At 72.8% G+C, this 19,055-nt stretch carries 17 protein-coding genes; 15 read left to right on the top strand and 2 right to left on the bottom strand.

All coding sequences use genetic code 11. The features are described from left to right. Nucleotides 1–267 precede the first annotated feature (267 nt). From HQN59_RS06460 to HQN59_RS06475, 4 genes are all read left to right on the top strand, one after another. Nucleotides 268–1,377: an aromatic ring-hydroxylating oxygenase subunit alpha gene (locus tag HQN59_RS06460; RefSeq protein WP_176067221.1), complete on the top strand. Its 1,110-nt coding sequence runs from the start codon at nucleotides 268–270 to the stop codon at nucleotides 1,375–1,377. Between the two features lie 33 nt (nucleotides 1,378–1,410). Then, entirely contained in the window at nucleotides 1,411–2,343 is a 933-nt protein-coding gene (locus HQN59_RS06465) for a DMT family transporter (RefSeq protein ID WP_342451138.1), read from the top strand. Continuing rightward, on the top strand, nucleotides 2,340–3,218 hold the full coding sequence (locus HQN59_RS06470; protein ID WP_176067223.1) for a sulfurtransferase: 879 nt from the start codon (nucleotides 2,340–2,342) through the stop codon (nucleotides 3,216–3,218). The genes HQN59_RS06465 and HQN59_RS06470 overlap by 4 nt, the downstream gene beginning before the upstream one ends. Nucleotides 3,219–3,329: 111 nt before the next feature. Further along, nucleotides 3,330–3,767, top strand: a complete 438-nt coding sequence (locus HQN59_RS06475; protein ID WP_176067225.1) for a universal stress protein — start codon at nucleotides 3,330–3,332, stop codon at nucleotides 3,765–3,767. A 52-nt stretch (nucleotides 3,768–3,819) separates the two neighbouring features. Here the strand turns inward: HQN59_RS06475 and HQN59_RS06480 are convergent, their stop codons facing one another. After that, nucleotides 3,820–4,587, bottom strand: coding sequence for a ZIP family metal transporter (locus HQN59_RS06480; RefSeq protein WP_176067227.1), 768 nt, complete (start codon nucleotides 4,585–4,587; stop codon nucleotides 3,820–3,822). Between the two features lie 195 nt (nucleotides 4,588–4,782). Here HQN59_RS06480 and HQN59_RS06485 point away from each other — a divergent pair, with 195 nt between their 5' ends. From HQN59_RS06485 to HQN59_RS06500, 4 genes are all read left to right on the top strand, one after another. Next, entirely contained in the window at nucleotides 4,783–5,757 is a 975-nt protein-coding gene (locus HQN59_RS06485; RefSeq protein WP_176067229.1) for a Ppx/GppA phosphatase family protein, read from the top strand. 246 nt (nucleotides 5,758–6,003) lie between these two features. After that, entirely contained in the window at nucleotides 6,004–7,503 is a 1,500-nt protein-coding gene (locus HQN59_RS06490) for an iron-containing redox enzyme family protein (protein ID WP_176067231.1), read from the top strand. Then, the gene (locus tag HQN59_RS06495; RefSeq protein ID WP_176067233.1) at nucleotides 7,490–8,449 is read left to right on the top strand and encodes a methyltransferase; all 960 of its coding nucleotides are present in this window, start codon (nucleotides 7,490–7,492) and stop codon (nucleotides 8,447–8,449) included. The genes HQN59_RS06490 and HQN59_RS06495 overlap by 14 nt, the downstream gene beginning before the upstream one ends. 17 nt (nucleotides 8,450–8,466) lie before the next feature. Continuing rightward, on the top strand, nucleotides 8,467–10,380 hold the full coding sequence (locus tag HQN59_RS06500) for a Mur ligase family protein (RefSeq protein WP_176067235.1): 1,914 nt from the start codon (nucleotides 8,467–8,469) through the stop codon (nucleotides 10,378–10,380). Between the two features lie 78 nt (nucleotides 10,381–10,458). Here HQN59_RS06500 and polA read toward each other — a convergent pair whose 3' ends face one another. Further along, complete coding sequence (gene polA, locus HQN59_RS06505; RefSeq protein WP_176067236.1) at nucleotides 10,459–13,218, bottom strand: DNA polymerase I; 2,760 nt, start codon at nucleotides 13,216–13,218, stop codon at nucleotides 10,459–10,461. Between the two features lie 99 nt (nucleotides 13,219–13,317). Here polA and HQN59_RS06510 point away from each other — a divergent pair, with 99 nt between their 5' ends. The 7 genes from HQN59_RS06510 (at nucleotide 13,318) to HQN59_RS06540 (ending at nucleotide 19,054) form a co-directional block, all read left to right on the top strand. Continuing rightward, nucleotides 13,318–13,656: a hypothetical protein gene (locus HQN59_RS06510; protein WP_176067238.1), complete on the top strand. Its 339-nt coding sequence runs from the start codon at nucleotides 13,318–13,320 to the stop codon at nucleotides 13,654–13,656. A 113-nt stretch (nucleotides 13,657–13,769) separates the two neighbouring features. After that, nucleotides 13,770–14,738 (top strand): homoserine kinase, encoded by a 969-nt coding sequence (locus HQN59_RS06515; protein ID WP_176067240.1) that lies wholly within the window; start codon nucleotides 13,770–13,772, stop codon nucleotides 14,736–14,738. Further along, on the top strand, nucleotides 14,735–15,541 hold the full coding sequence (locus HQN59_RS06520) for a BPSS1780 family membrane protein (protein WP_176067242.1): 807 nt from the start codon (nucleotides 14,735–14,737) through the stop codon (nucleotides 15,539–15,541). The genes HQN59_RS06515 and HQN59_RS06520 overlap by 4 nt, the downstream gene beginning before the upstream one ends. Beyond that, nucleotides 15,534–16,310 carry an SDR family oxidoreductase gene (locus tag HQN59_RS06525; protein WP_176067243.1) on the top strand — a complete coding sequence of 259 codons (777 nt, stop codon included), beginning with the start codon at nucleotides 15,534–15,536 and terminating at the stop codon, nucleotides 16,308–16,310. The genes HQN59_RS06520 and HQN59_RS06525 overlap by 8 nt, the downstream gene beginning before the upstream one ends. 179 nt (nucleotides 16,311–16,489) lie before the next feature. Further along, entirely contained in the window at nucleotides 16,490–17,182 is a 693-nt protein-coding gene (locus HQN59_RS06530) for a P-loop NTPase family protein (RefSeq protein WP_176067245.1), read from the top strand. After that, entirely contained in the window at nucleotides 17,169–17,522 is a 354-nt protein-coding gene (locus tag HQN59_RS26005) for a hypothetical protein (protein WP_246294710.1), read from the top strand. The genes HQN59_RS06530 and HQN59_RS26005 overlap by 14 nt, the downstream gene beginning before the upstream one ends. Continuing rightward, complete coding sequence (locus HQN59_RS06540) at nucleotides 17,519–19,054, top strand: alkaline phosphatase D family protein (RefSeq protein WP_176067247.1); 1,536 nt, start codon at nucleotides 17,519–17,521, stop codon at nucleotides 19,052–19,054. The genes HQN59_RS26005 and HQN59_RS06540 overlap by 4 nt, the downstream gene beginning before the upstream one ends. Nucleotide 19,055: the final 1 nt, after the last annotated feature.

Below are 19,055 nucleotides of genomic sequence, written 5' to 3' on the forward strand. Positions count from 1 at the left end.
CATCACGATCGAAAACCGCGATTGTAGTCAGCGGGTCGGACCCCATCTGCGGGGGCTTGCGGCAGGCCCGTCGAGCCATTTCCGGCTTACACGCACGGCCCGTCGGACTTCCTAGCACACCGCGGCGGGGGCCCGGGACCCCCCGGATACAATCCGCCGCCCGCCATCTCCCCGCAGCGCCAGCGCGTCGCACGAGGCCCGCGATGGTGCGGCAGCAGCCGCGCGGTCTGCGCGGTTTTGCAACGTTTTACGAAAGACACCGCGACCATGTCGGATCTGCGCGTCACCCGAGAAGCCCTCGAGCGAAGCCATTCGCAGCTGCCGGTCAGTGCCTATTTCGACGAGGCGCTGCACGAGCGGGAGGTGGAGCGTCTGTTCAGGAGCCGCCCGCGCTACATCGGTCACGAGCTGTCGGTGCCCGAGGTCGGCGACTACCACGCGTTGCCGCAGGAAGGCGAGGGGCGCGCGCTGGTGCGCACGCCCAGCGGGCTCGAGCTCATCTCGAACGTCTGCCGGCACCGCCAGGCGGTGATGCTGCGCGGGCGCGGCAACACGCGCTCGAACATCGTGTGCCCGCTGCACCGCTGGACCTACGACCTGCACGGCGAGCTGATCGGCGCCCCGCACTTCGCCGACGACCCCTGCCTCAACCTCAACAACTACCCGATCCAGACCTGGAACGGGCTGGTGTTCGAAGCGCCCGTCGGCAGCCGCCACGTCGCGACCGACCTCGGCCGGCTCGGCGCGATGGCCGACCTCGACTTCGACGGCTACGTTTTCGACCACGTGCAGGTCCACGAGTGCGACTACAACTGGAAGACGTTCATCGAGGTCTACCTCGAGGACTACCACGTCGCGCCGTTCCACCCCGGCCTCGGCCAGTTCGTGACCTGCGAGGATCTGCGCTGGGAGTTCGGCGCCAACCACTCGGTGCAAACGGTCGGACCGAAGAACGAGCTCGCCAAGCCGGGCTCGCCCGCGTATCGCAAGTGGCACGACGCGGTGCTCGCCTACCGCAACGGCGACGTGCCCAAGCACGGCGCGATCTGGCTCACCTACTACCCCGGCGTGATGGTCGAGTGGTATCCCCACGTGCTGGTGGTCTCGACGCTGCATCCGCGCGGCCCGCGCAAGACGCTCAACGTGGTCGAGTTCTTCTACCCCGAGGAGATCGCCGCGTTCGAGCGCGAGTTCGTCGAGGCGCAGCGCGCGGCCTACTGGGAGACCTGCGTCGAGGACGACGAGATCGCCCTGCGCATGGACGCCGGCCGGCGCGCCCTCTTCGAGCGCGGCGACAACGAGGTCGGCCCGTACCAGAGCCCGATGGAAGACGGCATGCAGCACTTCCACGAGTGGTACCGGCGCGTCCTCGGCTGAGTGCCGCCGCGCGCCAGCGCCGCGACGTCTGACGTGGCCGGGGCGCGCGCGCTCGACTGGCGCGCCTGGACGCGCTCGCCGCCGCTCCTGCTGGTGCTGGCGTCGCTGCTCTTCGCGAGCATGGGCGTCTGCGTCAAGCTGGCCTCGAGCGACTACGGCACCGGCGAGATCGTGTTCTACCGCGGCCTCCTCGGCGTCGTGCTGATGGCCGGCGCGGCGCGCCTGCACGGCGGCTCGCTGAAGACGCGGGTTGCCGGCATGCACTTCTGGCGCAGCATCGCGGGCGTCGCGGGCATGTGCTTCTGGTTCTACGCGCTCGCCCATCTGCCGCTCGCGACCGCGGTGACGCTCAACTACATGTCGTCGGTGTGGATCGCCGTCTTCATGCTCGGTGGCGCCGCACTGCTCGGCTCGGCGCGCGTCGATCCCCGCCTCGTCGTCGCGGTGCTGCTCGGCTTCGCGGGCGTGGCGCTGGTGCTGCGCCCGACCATCGAACAGCAGCAGCTCTGGCACGGATTGGTCGGACTGATGTCGGGCGTCGTCGCGGCAGCCGCCTATCTGCAGGTCGGCGCGCTCGGCCGCGCGGGCGAGCCCGAGTACCGGACGGTCTTCTACTTCTCGCTCGGAGGCGCCCTGGTCGGCCTCGTGCTGCTTGCCGCGAGCGGCGGCTTTCACCCGCTCGACCTGCGCGGCTTCGCGCTGCTGATCGGCAACGGCGTGCTCGCGACCGCCGGCCAGCTGCTGATGACGCGCGCCTACAGCACCGGTCGGGCGCTCGTCAACGCGAGCTTGCAGTACCTCGCGATCGCCTTCTCGTTCGGCTACGGCGTCTGGCTGTTCGACGACCCGGTGACCGCCACGGCGATCGCGGGCATGCTGCTGATCGTCGCCGCCGGCGTGTTCGCCTCGTTGCTGCGCGTCCGACGCGCCGTCGTCCCCGCCTCCGACCCCGTGAACACCGCATGAGCTCGTACACCACGTTGATCCGCGCCGACGAACTGCAGGCGCTGCGCGCGAGCGGCGCGCCGCGGGTCGTCGTCGACGCCAGCTTCGACCTCGCCGACACCGCCTGGGGCGCGCGCGAGTGGCGCAGCGCGCATCTGCCCGGGTCGATCCACCTCGACCTCGACCGCGATCTCTCGGGCGTCAAGACCGGCACCAACGGCCGCCATCCGCTGCCCGAACGCGCCGCCTTCCGCGCGCTGCTCGGCCGCATCGGCGTCGCGCCGGGTGTGCAGGTGGTCGCGCTCGACCGCAACGGCGACGTCTACGCGGCGCGCGTGTGGTGGCTGCTGCGCTGGGCCGGTCACTGCGAGGTGGCGGTGCTCGACGGCGGCCTGCGCGCCTGGAGCGAGGCCGGCGGCGAGGTGGTCGCGGCCGACGCCGGCGCCGCAACGCCGGCCTCGACGGCCGTGCCGACCCAGGCGTCCGCCGCGGGCGGCGACGAGCGGGCCATTCCCCCGGTGATTGATGCCGAGCGGCTCGCCGCGGGGCTCGGGCGTCTCCGGGTGATCGATGCGCGCGCCGCCGAGCGCTTCCGCGGCGATGTCGAGCCGCTCGACGCCGTCGCCGGCCACATCCCCGGCGCGCTGAACCGCTTCTGGAAAGACAACCTCGACGCCAGCGGGCGCTGGAAGACGTCGGCGCAGTTGCGCGCCGAGTTCGAGCCGCTGCTCGGCGGGCAGGGCCCGGAGGCGGTGGTCCACCAGTGCGGATCGGGCGTGACCGCCTGCCACAACCTGCTCGCGATGGAGCACGCGGGCCTCGCCGGTTCGATGCTCTACCCCGGCTCGTGGAGCGAGTGGTCGAGCGACCCGCAGCGACCGGTCGCACGCGGCTAGGACCGGTCCTCTCGCCCGCATCGGGTGCGGTCTGCATTCCGCACCTCTGGCGCGTCGGGTAGATTGACCCGAGCCGCCGCGGGCGGCACCTGCCAACCACGGAGACCTGCCATGTTCAAGCGAATCCTCGTTCCGACCGACGGATCCGACGTGATCCGCAGGGCCACCGAGACCGCGATCGGTCTGGCCAAGACGCTGGGGGCCGAGATCCACACGATCTCGGTCAAGGAGCCGTTTCCCTACGGCGCGCTCGCCGAGCTGCAGCCGACGCCGCCGCAGGCGTTCTTCGACATGCAGGAAAGCAACGCGATGCGCCACGTGCAGGCCGTCGAGGCCGCGTGCCGCGACGCCGGCGTGCCGTGCCAGGGTGCCACGGTCGACGCCGTGCACCCGTGGGAGGCGATCGTCGAATACGCCGCCGAGAACGGCTGCGACTTGCTGGTGATGGGCTCGCACGGCCGCAGCGGCTTCTCGGCGCTGCTGCTCGGCAGCGAGACGCAGGACGTGCTCGCGCACGCCAAGGTGCCGGTGCTGGTGATCCGCCAGTAGCTGTTGGCGCGGCCGCATGGCGCGCGGATGCGCGGCCGGTGCGGCCGCCGGGTCAGTGCAGGTGTCCCGCCGCGACCACGATCAGGAGCCCCGCGCCCAGCCAGGCCAGCTGCGCCAGCGTCGCGCTGAGGGCGAGCCGGTGCTGCAATTGCGGGATGAGGTCGGCGACCGCGACGTAGATGAAGCTGCTCGCCGCGACCACCAGCAGGTATGGGAACGCGGCCTCCCACGGGCCGACGAGCGCGTAGCCGAGCACGCCGCCCGCGACCGCGGCGAGCCCTGACAGCGCGTTGTAGAACAGCGCCTTGCCGCGCGAGAAGCCGGCGTTCAGCAGCACGATGTAGTCGCCCACTTCCTGCGGGATCTCGTGGGCGATGATCGCCAGCGACGTCGCCACGCCGAGCCGGGTGTCGGCCAGGAAGGCGGCGGCGATGATGATGCCGTCGCAGAAGTTGTGGATGCTGTCGCCCATGATCACGCTCCAGCCGCCGCGCCCGGCCTGCTGGGCGTCGAAGCCGTGGTGATGGTGGTGTGGGTCGCCCTCGTGGTGGTGGCCGTGGCGGTAGAGCTCGGCCTTCTCCAGCAGGAAGAAGAACAGCAGCCCGCCGAGCAGCGCGGCGAACAGCCGGTGCGGGCTGGCGCCGCTCGAGAACGCCTCCGGCAGCACATCGAGCAGCGCGGTGGCGAGCAGCACGCCGGTCGAGAGGCTCACCAGGTGCTGGACCACGCGGCTCAGGACGGTGAGGGTCACGCTGGCGGCGATCAGCACCGACAGCAGGCCGCCGAGCACGGTCGCGGCGACGATGTAGGCGAGCGTCATGACCGCGCGACGCCGCCGGCGATGCCCGCGCGCAACTCAGGCAGGCCGCACGGGAGCATCGGCGATGCGCTCGGCAGGATGAAGTTCGTCGCGCATCGTTGCTCGTCGGGTCGGCGGGCTGCATTCTAGGAAGGAACGCACGGCGCCTGCGCCAGCCCCCGAGGGGGCGATGCGGGGCTCGCCGACAATGCGGCCGTGAAGCCGCTCGCCGCCACCACCCTGCGCAGCCTGCCGGCCGTGCTCGTACCGTCGGGCGCAGGCCATCTGGCGGCGGTCGACATCGGCTCGAACAGCTTCTGGCTCGAGATCGGCGAGTGGCAGGGCGGCCGCTATCGCTGCGTCGACGCGATGAAGGAGACCGTCCGGCTCGGCGGCGGACTCGGCGCCGACGGACTGCTCGAGGCCGGGGCGGCGGCACGCGGCCTCGCCTGCCTCGAACGCTTCGGCGAGCGCCTCGCCGGCTTCGCGCCGCAGCAGGTGCGCGCCGTGGCGACGCAGACGCTGCGCGAGGCGCGCAACCGCGCGGCCTTCCTGGCGCGCGCCGAGGCCGCGCTGGGCTTTCCCGTCGAGGTGATCGGGGGACGCGACGAAGCGCACCTCATCTATGCCGGCGTCGCGCGCCTGCAGCCGTCGCCGGCGCGGCGCCTGGTGGTCGACGTCGGCGGGCGCTCGACCGAGCTGATCGTCGGCTGCGATCGCGAGGTGATCGACGCCGAGTCGTTCCCGATCGGCAGCGTCAGCCTCTCGATGCAGCACTTCGCCGACGGCCGGCTCGACGCCGCCGCCTTTGGCGCTGCCGAGCGCGCGGCCGCCGCGCTGTTCGAGCCGGCGATCGGGCGCTTCGCGCGCGCCGACTGGGCCGAGGCGCTCGGCTCGTCGGGCACCGTCTCGGCGATCGCCAGGGTGCTGCGGGTGACCGGCCTCGGCCGGGGCGCGGTCGGTCCCGACGCGCTCGAGGCGCTGATCGAGCGCTGCCTCGTCGCCGGGCACGTCGACCGGCTCGACCTGCCGGGCCTCACCGACGAGCGCCGCCAGGTGATCGCGGGGTGCCTGTCGATCCTCCACACGCTGGTGCGCCGGCTCGGCATCGACGACCTGCAGCCCGCCGCCGGCGCGCTGCGCCACGGGCTGATCGCCGACCTCGAGGCGACAAGAACCGGCGCCGGCTGAGAGCCCGTCGCCGCTGGGGCGCCGCCGCGGAGGACGGGCTCCCGGTCGACACCGGAAGCGCCGAAGCGCCACGGCTGCGCGCCGGCCGCATCGCCATGCGAGCGCCGACTAGCGGCGGACGGCCCGGCGCGACCGTGCGGCCGCCACAGTGCCCGACACGCCCCGCCAGCGGCTGGGTACATCGCTTGCCCTCGCGTGGTTCGAGCGCGTCGCCGACGCGTCGCCCCAGGAATGGCCGCCCCCTTCATGCTGCAAGTCGTCAGTCCCCGCCGAGAACCCGCTCCGACGCCGGAGCTCAACCCGCGTCGCGGCCGCGCCGAATCGATCTATCACGCCCTCCTGCGCGAGCATGGCGGCACGCCCGGTCAGATCGACGAGCTGGCGCGTGCGGCGTCGCGCAGCTGGCTGGCCGACCGGCTCGAAGCCGCGGCCGACCTCGAGAGCGACCTGCCCGACGACCCGCGCGCCCTCGCTGACTGGCTCGAGGAGGGCAACCGCCGGGTCGGTGCGCAATACCGCGAGTACCTCGCCGAGCGCCAGGCCGGCGCGCCGCGCCGCTACTTCTCGTGCCGCTCGCACGCGCTGCACTTCCTGCGCGGCGTCGCGCCGACCAAGCTGGTGGACGGCGCCTGGCTGTATGGTCTCCTCGGTCGTGCCGAAGACCCCGACTACGCCGCGCTGATCCGCATCTACCTCGAGGAGCTCGGCGAAGGCTCGCCCGACAAGAACCACGTCGTGCTCTACCGCAAGCTGCTCGACGCCAACGGCTGCGAGCACTTCGCCGACCAGCTGCGCGACGAGCACTACGTGCAGGGCGCGCTGCAGCTGTCGCTGGCGCACCATGCGGCCGACTTTCTGCCCGAGGTGATCGGCTTCAACCTCGGCTACGAGCAGCTGCCGCTGCACCTGCTGATCAGCGCCTACGAGCTCAGCGAGCTCGGCATCGACCCCTACTACTTCACGCTGCACGTGACGGTCGACAACGCGGCGACCGGTCATGCCCGGAAGGCGGTCGACGGGCTTCTGAACGCGCTGCCGCGCCTCGCGGACCCGCGCGCGTTCTATCGCCGCGTCGCGGCCGGCTACAAGCTGAACGGCCTCGGCGCCGGGACGACCGACGTGATCGAGGGCTTCGACCTCGAGCGCGAGCTCGTGGCCGTGCTCGCCGACAAGGCAGCGATCGGCGCCGCGCTGCATTCGGACTACTGCCGCATCGGCGGCCGGCTGGTGAGCGACTGGCTCTCGGAGCCGGGCAGCCTGCCGGCGTTCCTCGCCGCGCTCGAATCGAACGGCTGGATCAGGCGCGGGCAGGACCCGCAGAACAGCCGCTTCTGGCAGCTGATCCAGAGCGAGCGAGCGCCGATGTTCGGCGTCTTCAACCGTTATGAGCAGCAGCTGATCCACGACTGGATCGTCGCCGAGCCGCGCGAGCAGGCCGGCGCCGGCGAGCGGCGCACGCCGCGGCGTTTTCGTCCGCCGCCGGCCGCCGCCGCGCCGGGCAGCGTGAGCGCCGGCGTGCCGCCGCGTGCGCGCTCGCTCGTCGAAGTGGTCCGCCGCGAAACCGCCGGCGACGCCGACGACTTCGACGGCGAGCGCGCCGCGCTGCGCGAGCGCCTGCTGGCTGCGCCGGACCGCCGCGCGGCGATGGCCACCGCGCGCGAGCTGATGTCGCCAGCCAACCACCACTCGGCGGTCGGTCTCGCCGCAACCAGGGTCTTCAGCCGCCTTTTCGATGAAGCCTGCTGACGCGGCGTCGCTCGCGCCGCGCGACGCCGCCCTGCTGCGCCTCGGCAAGGCGCTGAAGGCGCGCGGCTACCGCTTCACCACCGTCACGCCCGCGACCCACGCGCGCGTGAACGGGCGCCCCGGCAACGCGCGCGCGCGCAGCGTCGAGGACGTCTTCGGCTGGAGCCGCCCGTTCGAAGCCGAGCTGCTGCCGGCCGATCTGCTCGCGCCGATGCAGGAAGCCGGCGTGATCGACGACACCGGCGACGGCTTGCGCAGCCGACTGCGCGCGTCGACGCTGGGCAGCGACCTGTTCTTCCACTCGGCGTACCCGACCGAGGCCGCCGACGCGGTGTTCTTCGGCCCGGACACGTACCGCTTCGCCGCGGCGCTCGAACGCCACATCGAGCAGAACCCCACGCCGAGGGGGCGCGCGCTCGACGTCGGCTGCGGGTCCGGCGCCGGCGCGGTCGTGATCGCGCGCGCCTGGCCCGACGCCGAGGTGCTGGCCACCGACATCAACGCCGAGGCGTTGCGCCTGACGTCGATCAACGCGCGCCTCGCGGGCGTGACGAACCTGGCGACACGCCACTCCGACCTGCTCGCCGCCGTCGACGGCGGGCTCGACCTCGTCGTCGCCAACCCGCCGTACCTGCTCGATCCCGGCGAGCGCCAGTACCGGCACGGCGGCGGGGCGTCGGGCGAGGGCCTCTCGCTGCGCATCGTCGACGCCGCGGTCGACAAGCTCGCGCCGGGCGGAACGCTTCTGCTCTACACCGGCGTCGCGATCCAGGGCGGCGTCGATCGCTTCGGCGAGCTGCTCGCCAGCAGGCTGGCCGGCCGCCCGGCCACCTGGCGCTACCGCGAGCTCGACCCCGACGTGTTCGGCGAGGAGCTCCTCGAGCCGGCCTACGCCCATGCGGACCGCATCGCCGCGGTCCTGCTGACGCTCACGCTCGCGCGCTGAAGCGGCGCGCCGACGCGATGCGCATCGTCGCGACGCGCTTCCTGCGCGGCCCCAACCTGCACGCGCCGCAGCCGCGCTACGTCGCCGTGGTCGAGGTCGATGCGAGCGACAGGGTCCCGGCCGGAGAGCCCTCCATCGCTCAGCGCGTCGCGTCGCTCGCCGCGGAACTGCAGCGCCGCGCCGGCGCGCGTGCCGTGCCGCCCCGCGTCGACCCGGTTCCGGGCCAGCCCGGGCGTTGGCGCATCGTCAGCGCGTACCGCAGCGAGGCCGTGGTCGAGCGGGCGCTGAGGCTCGCCGTCGATGCCGTCGCGGCGCTCGCACGCGGCGAGGCGTGGCAGATCGACCGAGCCGTGAACGCGTTGGGCGTGCTGGCGCGCCGCCACGCGGTCGACCCGGCGACCACCGCCCTTCTCGCCGCGGCCACCCGGCGCGGAGTTCCGGTGCTGCGCCTCGACGGGAAGGCGCCGACGTTCCAGCTCGGCTGGGGCAGCCGGCTGCGCGTCGTCAAGGGCGAATCCGCAGATGACGCCGCGGTGGCGAGGGCACACCGGCCCGCTCCGCCCCATGGTCCGACCGATGCGGCGGCAGGTCCGCCCGCCGGGCTGGCGCGCGCGCCGTCCGCCCTTGCCCTGCGCCGCGCCGCGCGCAGCCGCATCGACGCCTGGTTCGCATCGGGCGACGACGGTCGCATCCCGCTGATCGCGATCACGGGCACCAACGGCAAGACGACGACGACACAGCTCGTCTCGTACGCACTGCAGCGCAGCGGGCGCCGCGTCGGCACGACGACGACGCAAGGCATGCACCTGGGCGGGCAGCGCGTCGAGGATGGCGACTGCACCGGCTACTGGTCCGCGCGCGCGGTGCTGACCGCGCCCGAGGTCGACGTGGCGGTGCTCGAGACCGCGCGCGGCGGCATCCTCAAGCGCGGGCTCGGCTTCGACCGCTGCGACGTCGGCGTCGTGCTCAACGTCGCCGGCGATCACCTGGGCCTCGACGGCGTCGAGACGATGGACGACCTGGCGCGCGTGAAGGGGCTGATCGCGCGCCGTGCCTTTCGCAGCGCGGTGCTCAACGCCGACGACCCGCACTGCCTCGCGATGGCGGCCGAGCTGCAGCCCGGCTGCGAGGTCGTCTGGTTCTCGCTCGAGGCCGATAACCCCGGCGTCGCGCGCCATGTCGCCGCGGGCGGCCGCGCGGCGTGGCTCGACGGCGACGGCTGGCTCGTGCTCGCCGGCACGAAGCGGGAGCGAGCGATGTCGGAGCTGAACGTCGAGCGCCTGATCGACGCCGCCGCGATGCCGATCTCGATGCGCGGCCATGCCCGCTTCAACGTCGCCAACGCGCTCGCCGCCGCGGCGGCGCTGATGGCGGTGGGGCTGGCGCACGACGCGATCGCCGACGCGCTGGCGACGTTCACCTCGGACGCTCGCCGCAACCCGCTGCGCTCGAACGAGTTCGACGTCGACGGCATCCGCGTGATCGTCGACTACGCGCACAACCTGGCGGCGTGCGAGGCGCTGGTCGCCGCCGCGCGCGGGCTGTGCGCCGCGCCAGGGCGCCTCGTCGGCGTGATCACCGCGCCCGGCGACCGGCGCTCGGAGGACCTGGCCGAGGTCGGTGCCGCGTTCGGGCGCGCGTTCGACGAGCTCGTCGTCTACGAGCTCAACCCGCGCGGCCGGCAGCCGGGCGAGAACGCGGCGGCGATCGTCGCCGGCGCGCACGAGTTCGTCGACGGCGACCGAGTCCACGTGCAGCGCGAGATCCGCGCCGCGCTCGCCTTCGGCCTCGCGCGCTGCCGCGCCGGCGACCTGCTGGTATTCACCTGCGCCGGCACCCTGGACGACTTCGTGGCCGGCGTGCGGCACGCGCACCCCGAAGCCGCCGAGCGCATCGCGCGCGAGATGCACACCGGGAGCGCAATGGCCTGACCGATGTCGGGTGGTCCGACCGTTCGTCGCGGCCGCGGCGCGCGTGCGGGCCGTCGCGCCGTCGCGCCGCGAGCTCCGTCAGTGCGCCTGGTCCCAGTTCGGGCCGACGCCGACCTCGGCGACCAGCGGCACGCGCAGCTCGGCGACGCTCGCCATCGTCGCCGGGATCGCGTTCCGCGCCCATTCGAGCTCGGCGTCGGGCACCTCGAACACCAGCTCGTCGTGCACCTGCATGATCATCCGCGTCGCACGCTGCTCGCGGTCGAGCAGGTCCTGCACCGCGATCATCGCGAGCTTGATCAGGTCGGCCGCGGTGCCCTGCATCGGCGCGTTGATGGCCTGGCGCTCGGCCGCGCTGCGGCGCGGGCCCGGCTTGGCGATCTCCGGGAGGTGCACGCGCCGCCCGAACAGGGTCTCGACGTAGCCGCGCGTCAGCGCCGACGCGCGCGTCTCGTCCATGTAGCGCTTGACCCCCGCGAAGCGGCTGAAATAGCGCTCGATGTACGCGGTGGCGGCGCTGCGCTCGATGCCGAGGTTCTGCGCGAGGCCGAACGCGCTCATGCCGTAGATCAGGCCGAAGTTGATGACCTTGGCGTAGCGCCGCTGCTCGTGCGTCACGTCCGCCAGCGCCATGCCGAACACCTCGGCCGCGGTCGCGCGGTGGATGTCGATGCCCTCGCCGAACGCTCGCAGCAGGCCGTCGTCGGCCGAGATGTGCGCCATGATCCTGAGCTCGATCTGCGAGTAGTCGGCCGAGAGGATCAAGCAACCCGGGGGCGCGATGAACGCCTCGCGCACGCGCCGGCCCTCGGGCGTGCGGATCGGGATGTTCTGCAGGTTGGGGTCGTTGCTCGACAGGCGCCCCGTCACCGCGACCGCCTGCGCATAGGTGGTGTGAACGCGGCCGGTGGCGGGGTTCACCATCAGCGGCAGCTTGTCGGTGTAGGTGCCCTTGAGCTTCGAGAGGCTCCGGTGCTCGAGCAGCTTGGCCGGCAACGGGTAGTCGGCGGCGAGTTCCTGCAGCACGTCCTCGTCGGTCGACGGCGCGCCGCTCGCGGTCCTGCGCTTGACCGGCATGCCGAGCTTGCCGAACAGGATCTCGCCGATCTGCTTGGGGCTGCCGAGGTTGAACGGCTGGCCGGCGATCTCGAAGGCCTGCTGCTCGAGCGCCGACATGCGCGCGGCGAGCTCCTGGCTCTGCGACGCGAGCAGGGCGCTGTCGATCAGCACACCGACCGCCTCGATGCGGCCGAGCACGCGCGAGGTCGGCATCTCGATGCGCTCGTAGACGTCGCGCAGTTCAGGATGGCTCGCCAGGCGCGGCCAGAGCGCCTGGTGGACGTGCAGCGCCATCTCGCTGTCCTCGCACGAGTAGCGCGCCGCCCGCTCGACGTCGACCTGCGCGAACGGGATCTGGTTGACGCCCTTGCCGGCGACGTCCTCGTAGGCGAGCGCCGTGCGCCCGACGTGGCGGAACGCCAGGCTCTCGAGCGTGTGCGGGCGGTGCGCCTCGATCACGTAGCTCTCGAGCATGGTGTCGTGCACGTAGCCGCGCACCGCGACGCCGGCGCCGGCGAACACGTGGCTGTCGAACTTGGTGTTCTGCCCGACCTTGGCCTTGTCGGCATCCTCGAGCCAGGGCCGCAGGCGCTCGAGCACGTCGGCGACGGGCAGCTGGTCGGGCGCGCCGGCGTAATCGTGGCGCAGCGGCACGTACGCGGCCTCGCCCGGTGCGACCGAGAACGAGAGGCCGATCAGCGTCGCGCGGATCGGGTCGAGCGTGCCGGTCTCGACGTCGAGCGCGACCAGCGGTGCCTCGGCGATCTTCGCGATCCACCCGTCCAGCGCGTCCATGGTCACGATGGTCTCGTAGCGCGTCGCCATCGCTTCCGACGGCACCGGCACCGGGTCGGGCGGCGGCAGCTCGGCGCCGGCCGCGACGCCGCGCCCGCGGGTGCCGCGCGGCACGCCGGTCTCCAGCTCGCGGCGCAGGCTCTTGAGGCCGTAGCGGTCGTAGAACGCGATCAGCGCGTCGCGATCGATCTCACCGAGCTTGAGCGACTCGAACTCGGGCCAGCCGAGCACGTGCGCGCTGAGGTCGCAGTCGGTCACCACGGTCGCGAGGCGCCTGCCCTGCGGCAGCCAGTCGAGCGCCTTGCGCAGGTTCTCGCCGGCCATGCCCTTCATCGTCGGCGCCGCGGCGATCACGCCGTCGAGCGAGCCGTGCTCGGCGATCCACTTGGCGGCGGTCTTGGGGCCCACCTTGTCGACGCCCGGGATGTTGTCTACCGAGTCGCCGACCAGCGCCAGGTAGTCCACGATGCGCTCGGGCGGCACGCCGAACTTCTGGGTCACCGCGGCGATGTCGAGACGCTCGTTGCTCATGGTGTTGATCAGCGTCACGCGATCGCCCACGAGCTGCGCGAGGTCCTTGTCGCCGGTCGAGATGACGACCTCGAAGCCGCCCTTGGCGGCCATGCACGAGATCGTGCCGATCGCGTCGTCGGCCTCGATGCCGGGAACACTGAGCACCGGCCAGCCGAGCAGCTTGACGGCCTCGACGATCGGCTCGATCTGTTCGGCGAGGTCGGGCGGCATCGCCGAGCGGTTCGCCTTGTAGTCGGGGTAGAGCTCGTTGCGAAAGGTCGAACCTTGTGCGTCGAATACACAGGCGCCGTGCAGCGCCGGGTTGTCGTCGCGCAGCTTCTTCATCATGGAGACGACGCCGTGGATCGCGCCGATCGGCTTGCCGCCGACGCCACGCAGGTCCGGAAGGGCGTGATAGGCCCGGTACAGGTAGCTGGAGCCGTCGACCAGCAGCAGGGTCTTGTCGGTCATCGGGTCATTGTGAAGGATGGCCGCAGGCGCCCGGCAGGCCCGCGCGGCGCTGTCCCCGCGCGCCCGAAGGGTCTGCCGACAGTGCCTAGAATCCGCGCCATGGTCCGAACCTGCGCCGCCCTCGCCTTTGCGCTCGCCGCCACCGCGTCGTGGGCCGCCGATACCCCGGCAGCCGCAGCGACGCCTGCCGAGGCCGCGGCAGCCGCGCGACCGGCACCGGGCGAGCCGGCGGTCCGCCAGACGGTGATCGAGGACGACACGACGCGCATCGACGAGCTGCGGGTGCGTGGGCAGCTGCAGCGCATCGTCGTCACCACCAAGGGCACGAAGCAGAGCTACGAGATCCTCACCGGCGACGGCTCGCGCGACCTCGGGTTCGCGGCCAACACGTCGCGCGGCGCGGCCGGCCGGCGCGTGTGGAACGTGCTGCAGTTCTGAGCCCGCGCGTGTCGCGACCTTTTTCGAACGCGGGCCGGGCGGCCGGCGCGAACCCGGCCGTCGGGCGCGTCGCGCGCATGCGGCACCGCAAACCGGCGGCACGCCGCTGACCGATGGCCGTCTTCACCGAAGTCGATTTCGACGCCGCCGCTGCCCTGATCGCCGGCCTCGGCATCGGCGAGCTGCGCGAGCTGCACAGCGTCCCGGCCGGGATCGAGAACACGAACTACTTCGCCGACACCACGGGCGGCCGCTTCGTGCTGACCCTGTTCGAGCGCCTGGCGCGCGATGAGCTGCCGTTCTACCTGCGGCTGATGGAGCACCTTGCCGAACGCGGCATGCCGGTGCCGCGGCCGCGCCCGGATCGCGACGGCAACCTCGTGCTCGAGCTGCACGGCAAGCCCGCCGCGGTGGTCGACCGGCTGCCCGGCGCCCATCACCTCGCGCCCGACGCGGCCGACTGCGCCAGCCTCGGCGCGATGCTCGCGCGCATGCACCTCGCGGGCGCCGACTTCCCGCTGCAGCAGGCCAATCTGCGCGGCCTCGACTGGTGCACGGCGACGGCGCCGTCGGTGCTGCCGTTCCTCGACCCCGAGCAGCGCGACCTGCTGCAGCACGAGCTCGCCTACCAGCACGGCGTGGCCGCGTCGGCCGCCTACGCGGCGCTGCCGCGCGGCGCGATCCACGCCGACCTGTTCCGCGACAACGTGCTGTTCGACGACGGGCGCCTGAGCGGCATCTTCGACTTCTACTTCGCCGGCACCGACACCTACGGCTTCGACATCGCGGTCGCCATCAACGACTGGTGCGTCGACGCGACCAGCGGACGCCTGCTGGCGGAGCGTGCCGATGCGCTGGTCGGCGCCTATGAATCGGTCCGACCACTCGCGAGCGCCGAGCGCCGCCTGCTGCCGGCGCTGCTGCGTGCCGGCGCGCTGCGCTTCTGGGTCTCGCGCCTGTGGGACCTGCACCTGCCGCGCGACGCCGCGCTGCTGAAGGCGCACGACCCGACGCACTTCGAGCGCGTGCTGCGCGCCCGCATCGACGAGCCGTACCACCCGCCGGCGAGCGCTGCGGCATGAGGCTCAACCTGGTCGCGCCGGCGCGCGGAGCGGCCTGGGTGCGCGACGGCTTCCGCGCCTTCGCGCGCTACCCGCTGGCGTTCGCCAGCGTCCTGGTGCTCGGCATCTTCGCGATGATGGTGCTGAGCCTGGTGCCGCTGCTCGGCGTGGTGGTGCTGCTGGTGCTGCTGCCGGCGGGCTCGCTGCTCTTCATGATCGCCACGCGCCACGCGCAGCGCCGCGAGGCACCGGTGCCGGCCGCGTTCGTCGAGTTGGCGCGCTCGCCGCGCGAGCGCCGCATCGAGCTGCTCAAGCTCGGCGCAGCCTATGCCGCGGCGACCCTCGTGGTGATGGCGCTCTCGGACCTCATCGACGGCGGCGCGCTCGACGCGTTCGTCGAATCGGTGCCGACGAGCAATCGGAACCCCGACGGGGTCGCCGCCCGGCTCGCGGAGCCGCGCCTGCAGATCGGCCTGCTCATGCGGGTGCTGCTCGCCTCGCTGGTGTCGGTGCCGTTCTGGCATGCGCCGGCGCTGGTGCACTGGGGCGGCGTGAGCTGGGTCAAGTCGCTGTTCTTCAGCAGCGTCGCGATCTGGCGCAACCGTGGTGCCTTCGTCGTCTACGCGCTGGTCTGGGTCGGGCTGATGTTCGGGATGCTGATCGCGATCAGCCTGGGACTCCTGGTGTTCGGGCCCGCGGCGCCGACCATCCTGGCGATGCCGCTCAGTCTGATCCTGACGACGGTGTTCTACGCGACACTCTGGTTCACGTTCGCCGACTGCTTCGCCGGCGAGGCCGATTCCCCGAGGATGCTCCATGGTTGATGCCGCTTCCCCCAACCCGGCGCCGCGCGTCGCCCTCGTCACCGGCGCCGGCAGCGGCATCGGCCGGGCCAGCGCGCTCGCTCTGCTCGCCGCCGGCTGGCACGTGGTGCTCACCGGGCGCCGCGCCGACGCGCTCGAGGCGACTCGGGCGGCCGCCGGCGACGCCGCCGGGCGCACGCTTGCAGCGCCGGCCGACCTCTCGGACCCGGATGCCGTCGCGGCGCTGTTCCAACGCGTCGAGGCCACGTTCGGGCGTCTCGACCTGCTGTTCAACAACGCCGGCAGCGGCGCCCCGCCGGTGCCGCTCGACGAACTGACGCCGGCGCAGTGGCGCAGCGTGGTCGGCATCAACCTCGATGCCGCGTTCTACTGCACCCAGCAGGCGTTCCGCATCATGAAGCGCCAGTCGCCCCGAGGCGGTCGCATCATCAACAACGGGTCGATCTCGGCGTACGCGCCGCGTCCGCTCAGCGCGCCCTACACGGCGACCAAGCACGCGATCACCGGCCTCACCAAGGCGACGGCGCTCGACGGGCGCGCCCACGACATCGCGTGCGGGCAGATCGACATCGGCAACGCCGCGACCGACATGACCGAGCGCATGGCGTCGGGCGTGCTGCAGGCGGATGGCTCGATGCGCGTCGAGCCGCGCATGGACGTCGCGCACGTCGCCGACGCGATCGTCCACATGGCGAGCCTGCCGCTCGAGTCCAACGTGCTGTTCATGACGGTCATGGCGACCAAGATGCCGTTCGTCGGCCGCGGCTGACGTCCAGGCAGCGGCGCGGCAGGCGCGTCGACGCCACGCCACACCCCCGCGATTCGCCCCCGCCTGCTGCACGCTTGCGGGCAGCCGCACGGGGCAACCCTTAGGATGCGGGTCGACCCTGTATCCCGCCCGTCCGCGACGGCTCGCCCGAGCCGGCGCCCGGGCCTCACGAGATTTCCATGGCCCACATCCATTTCATCGGCGGCGAAAAAGGCGGCGTCGGCAAGTCGCTGGTCGCGCGCGTGCTGATGCAGTACCTCATCGACCGCGAGATCCCGTTCGCCGGCTTCGACACCGACCGCTCGCATGGCGCGCTGATGCGCTTCTACGCCGGCTACGCCACGCCGATCGCGGTCGATCGTCCGCAGGACCTCGACTCGATCGTCGAAGCCGCGGTCGAGCAGCCCGAGCGCCGCATCGTCGTCGACCTCGCGGCGCAGACCCACGACCCGCTGGTCGCCTGGATGGAAGAAGCCGGCGTGGTGTCGCTCGCCGACGAGCTCGGCCTCACGATCACCTACTGGCACGTGATGGACAGCGGCAAGGACTCCGTCGACCTGCTCAAGCGCCTGCTCGACCGCTTCGGCACGGGCGTGAAGTACGTGCTGGTGCGCAACCAGCTGCGCGGCAACGACTTCTCGACGCTCGAGCAGTCGGGCGAGCAGGCGCGCGCGATCGAGCTCGGCGCCAAGGTCGTCTCGATCCGCAAGCTCCCCGACAACGTGATGCAGAAGATCGATGCCGCCGACAGCAGCTTCTGGAACGCCGGCTCGAACCAGGAACCGGGCGCCGCGCTCGGGCTGATGGACCGCCAGCGCGTCAAGATGTGGCTGCGCGACGTGTACCGCGAGCTGGACGATGTCGGCCCCTGAGAACTCGCTTCAGGCGACACGGCCAGCGGCGCTGCCGCGCTGGCCGGAATGTGCCGGACCGCTGGACAGCTCGGCCGGCGGCGCGGGCGCTAGGGCTTCACCGCGAGTCGCGGCCGGTCGATGCGCCGCGGCGGCGCGTCTGCCCCGGCCGGCGGTCGTCGTCGCCGCCCTGATCGGCGCCGCAAGCCTGGGCGGCTGCGCGGTCGTCACGGTCGCCGGTGCCGCCGTCGCCGTCGGCGCCACCGTCGTGACGACGACCGCCAAGGTCACCGGCAAGGTGGTCGAAGCCGGCGCCGACCTGGTGCTGCCGAGCAGCGACCCGCCGCCCGCCAAGAAGTGACCGACCGGGCGCCGCCCGAACAGCCGGCGCGCCGCCGCGCCGTCGCGCAGAGCGCCGCCCTGTTGCTCGCCCCCTGGCTGTCGACGCGCGGCAGCGCTGCGTCGACCGGGCCGCGCTTCGCGCTCGGCGTCGCCTCAGGTCAGCCGCGCCCCGACGGCATGGTGCTGTGGACCCGCCTCACCGGCGAGGGGCTCGCCGATCGCGTGGCGGTGCGTTGGGAGATCGCCCACGACGAGGCGTTCGCCAGGCTGGTCGCGCACGGCGTCGAGGTGGCCGAAGCCGCGTGGGCGCACAGCGTCCACGCCGAGCCGGCCGGGCTCGCACCGGAGCGCAGCTACTGGTATCGCTTCATCGCGCTCGGCGAGGTCAGCGCGGTCGGCCGCACGCGCACCGCGCCGGCACCCGACGCCGCGGCGACGCTCGACCTCGTCACCGCGAGCTGCCAGCGCTACGACGCCGGCCACTACGCGGCCTGGCGCCAGGTCGCGCGCGACGACGTCGACCTCGTGCTATTCCTCGGCGACTACATCTACGAGAGCGCGTCGCCACGCCAGGCGCTGCGCCGCCACGAGGGCGGCCGCGCCGCGACGCTCGACCAATACCGGGCGCGCTACGCCACCTACAAGAGCGACCCGGCGCTGCAGGCGGCGCACGCGGCGTGCCCCTGGCTGCTGGTCTGGGACGACCACGAGGTCGCCAACGACTACGCGGGCTTGAACGGCCCCGCCTCGGACGCCGGCTTCGCGGCCCAGCGCGCGGCGGCGTACCAGGCCTACTGGGAGCACCAGCCGTTCCAGAAGGCGCTGCGGCCGCGCGGCCCCAAGATGCGGATCGTCGGCCGCTGCGACTGGGGGCGCCTCGCGCGCATCCACCTGCTCGACGACCGCCAGTACCGCGATCCGCAGGCCTGCTCGGGCGCACACGGCGGCTCGCGCGTCCTCACGCGCACCGACTGCGCGGAGCTCGACGATCCGGCGCGCTCGCTGCTCGGCGCCGAGCAGGAGCGCTGGCTCGCCGGCGGCTGGGACCTCGCGCGGCCGTGGAACGTCGTCGCCCAGCAGACGCTGATGGCGCGCTTCGCCGCCCCCGGTGCCGAGGGCGGCGAGCCGCGTGTCTGGACCGACGGCTGGGACGGCTATCCGGCGGCGCGCCGGCGCCTGCTTGGTCAGGTCGCCGAGCGCGCCCTTGGCGGCGTGGTGGTGGTCGGCGGCGACGTTCACGCGAGCTACGTCGCCGACCTGAAGACCGACTTCGGCGACCCGCGCGGCAAGGTCGTCGCGACCGAGTTCTGCGGCACCTCGATCACCAGCCCGTCGCTCGCCCAGGCGCGCATCGACGCGATCGCGCGCTTCAACCCGCACGTGCGCCACGCGCGTGCGGACCGGCGCGGCTATACGCGGCTGCGCTTCGGCCCCGAGCGCATGCACGCCGAGTTGCGCGTGGTCGAAGACGTCATGGACCCGGCGAGCACGGTCTCGACCGCGGCCCGTTTCGCCGTCGACGCCGGGCGGCCCGGCGTGCTCGTCGACTGAC

The organism is Rhizobacter koreensis, assembly GCF_013366375.1.
In the GTDB taxonomy this organism is placed as follows: Bacteria; Pseudomonadota; Gammaproteobacteria; order Burkholderiales; family Burkholderiaceae_C; genus Schlegelella_A; species Schlegelella_A koreensis.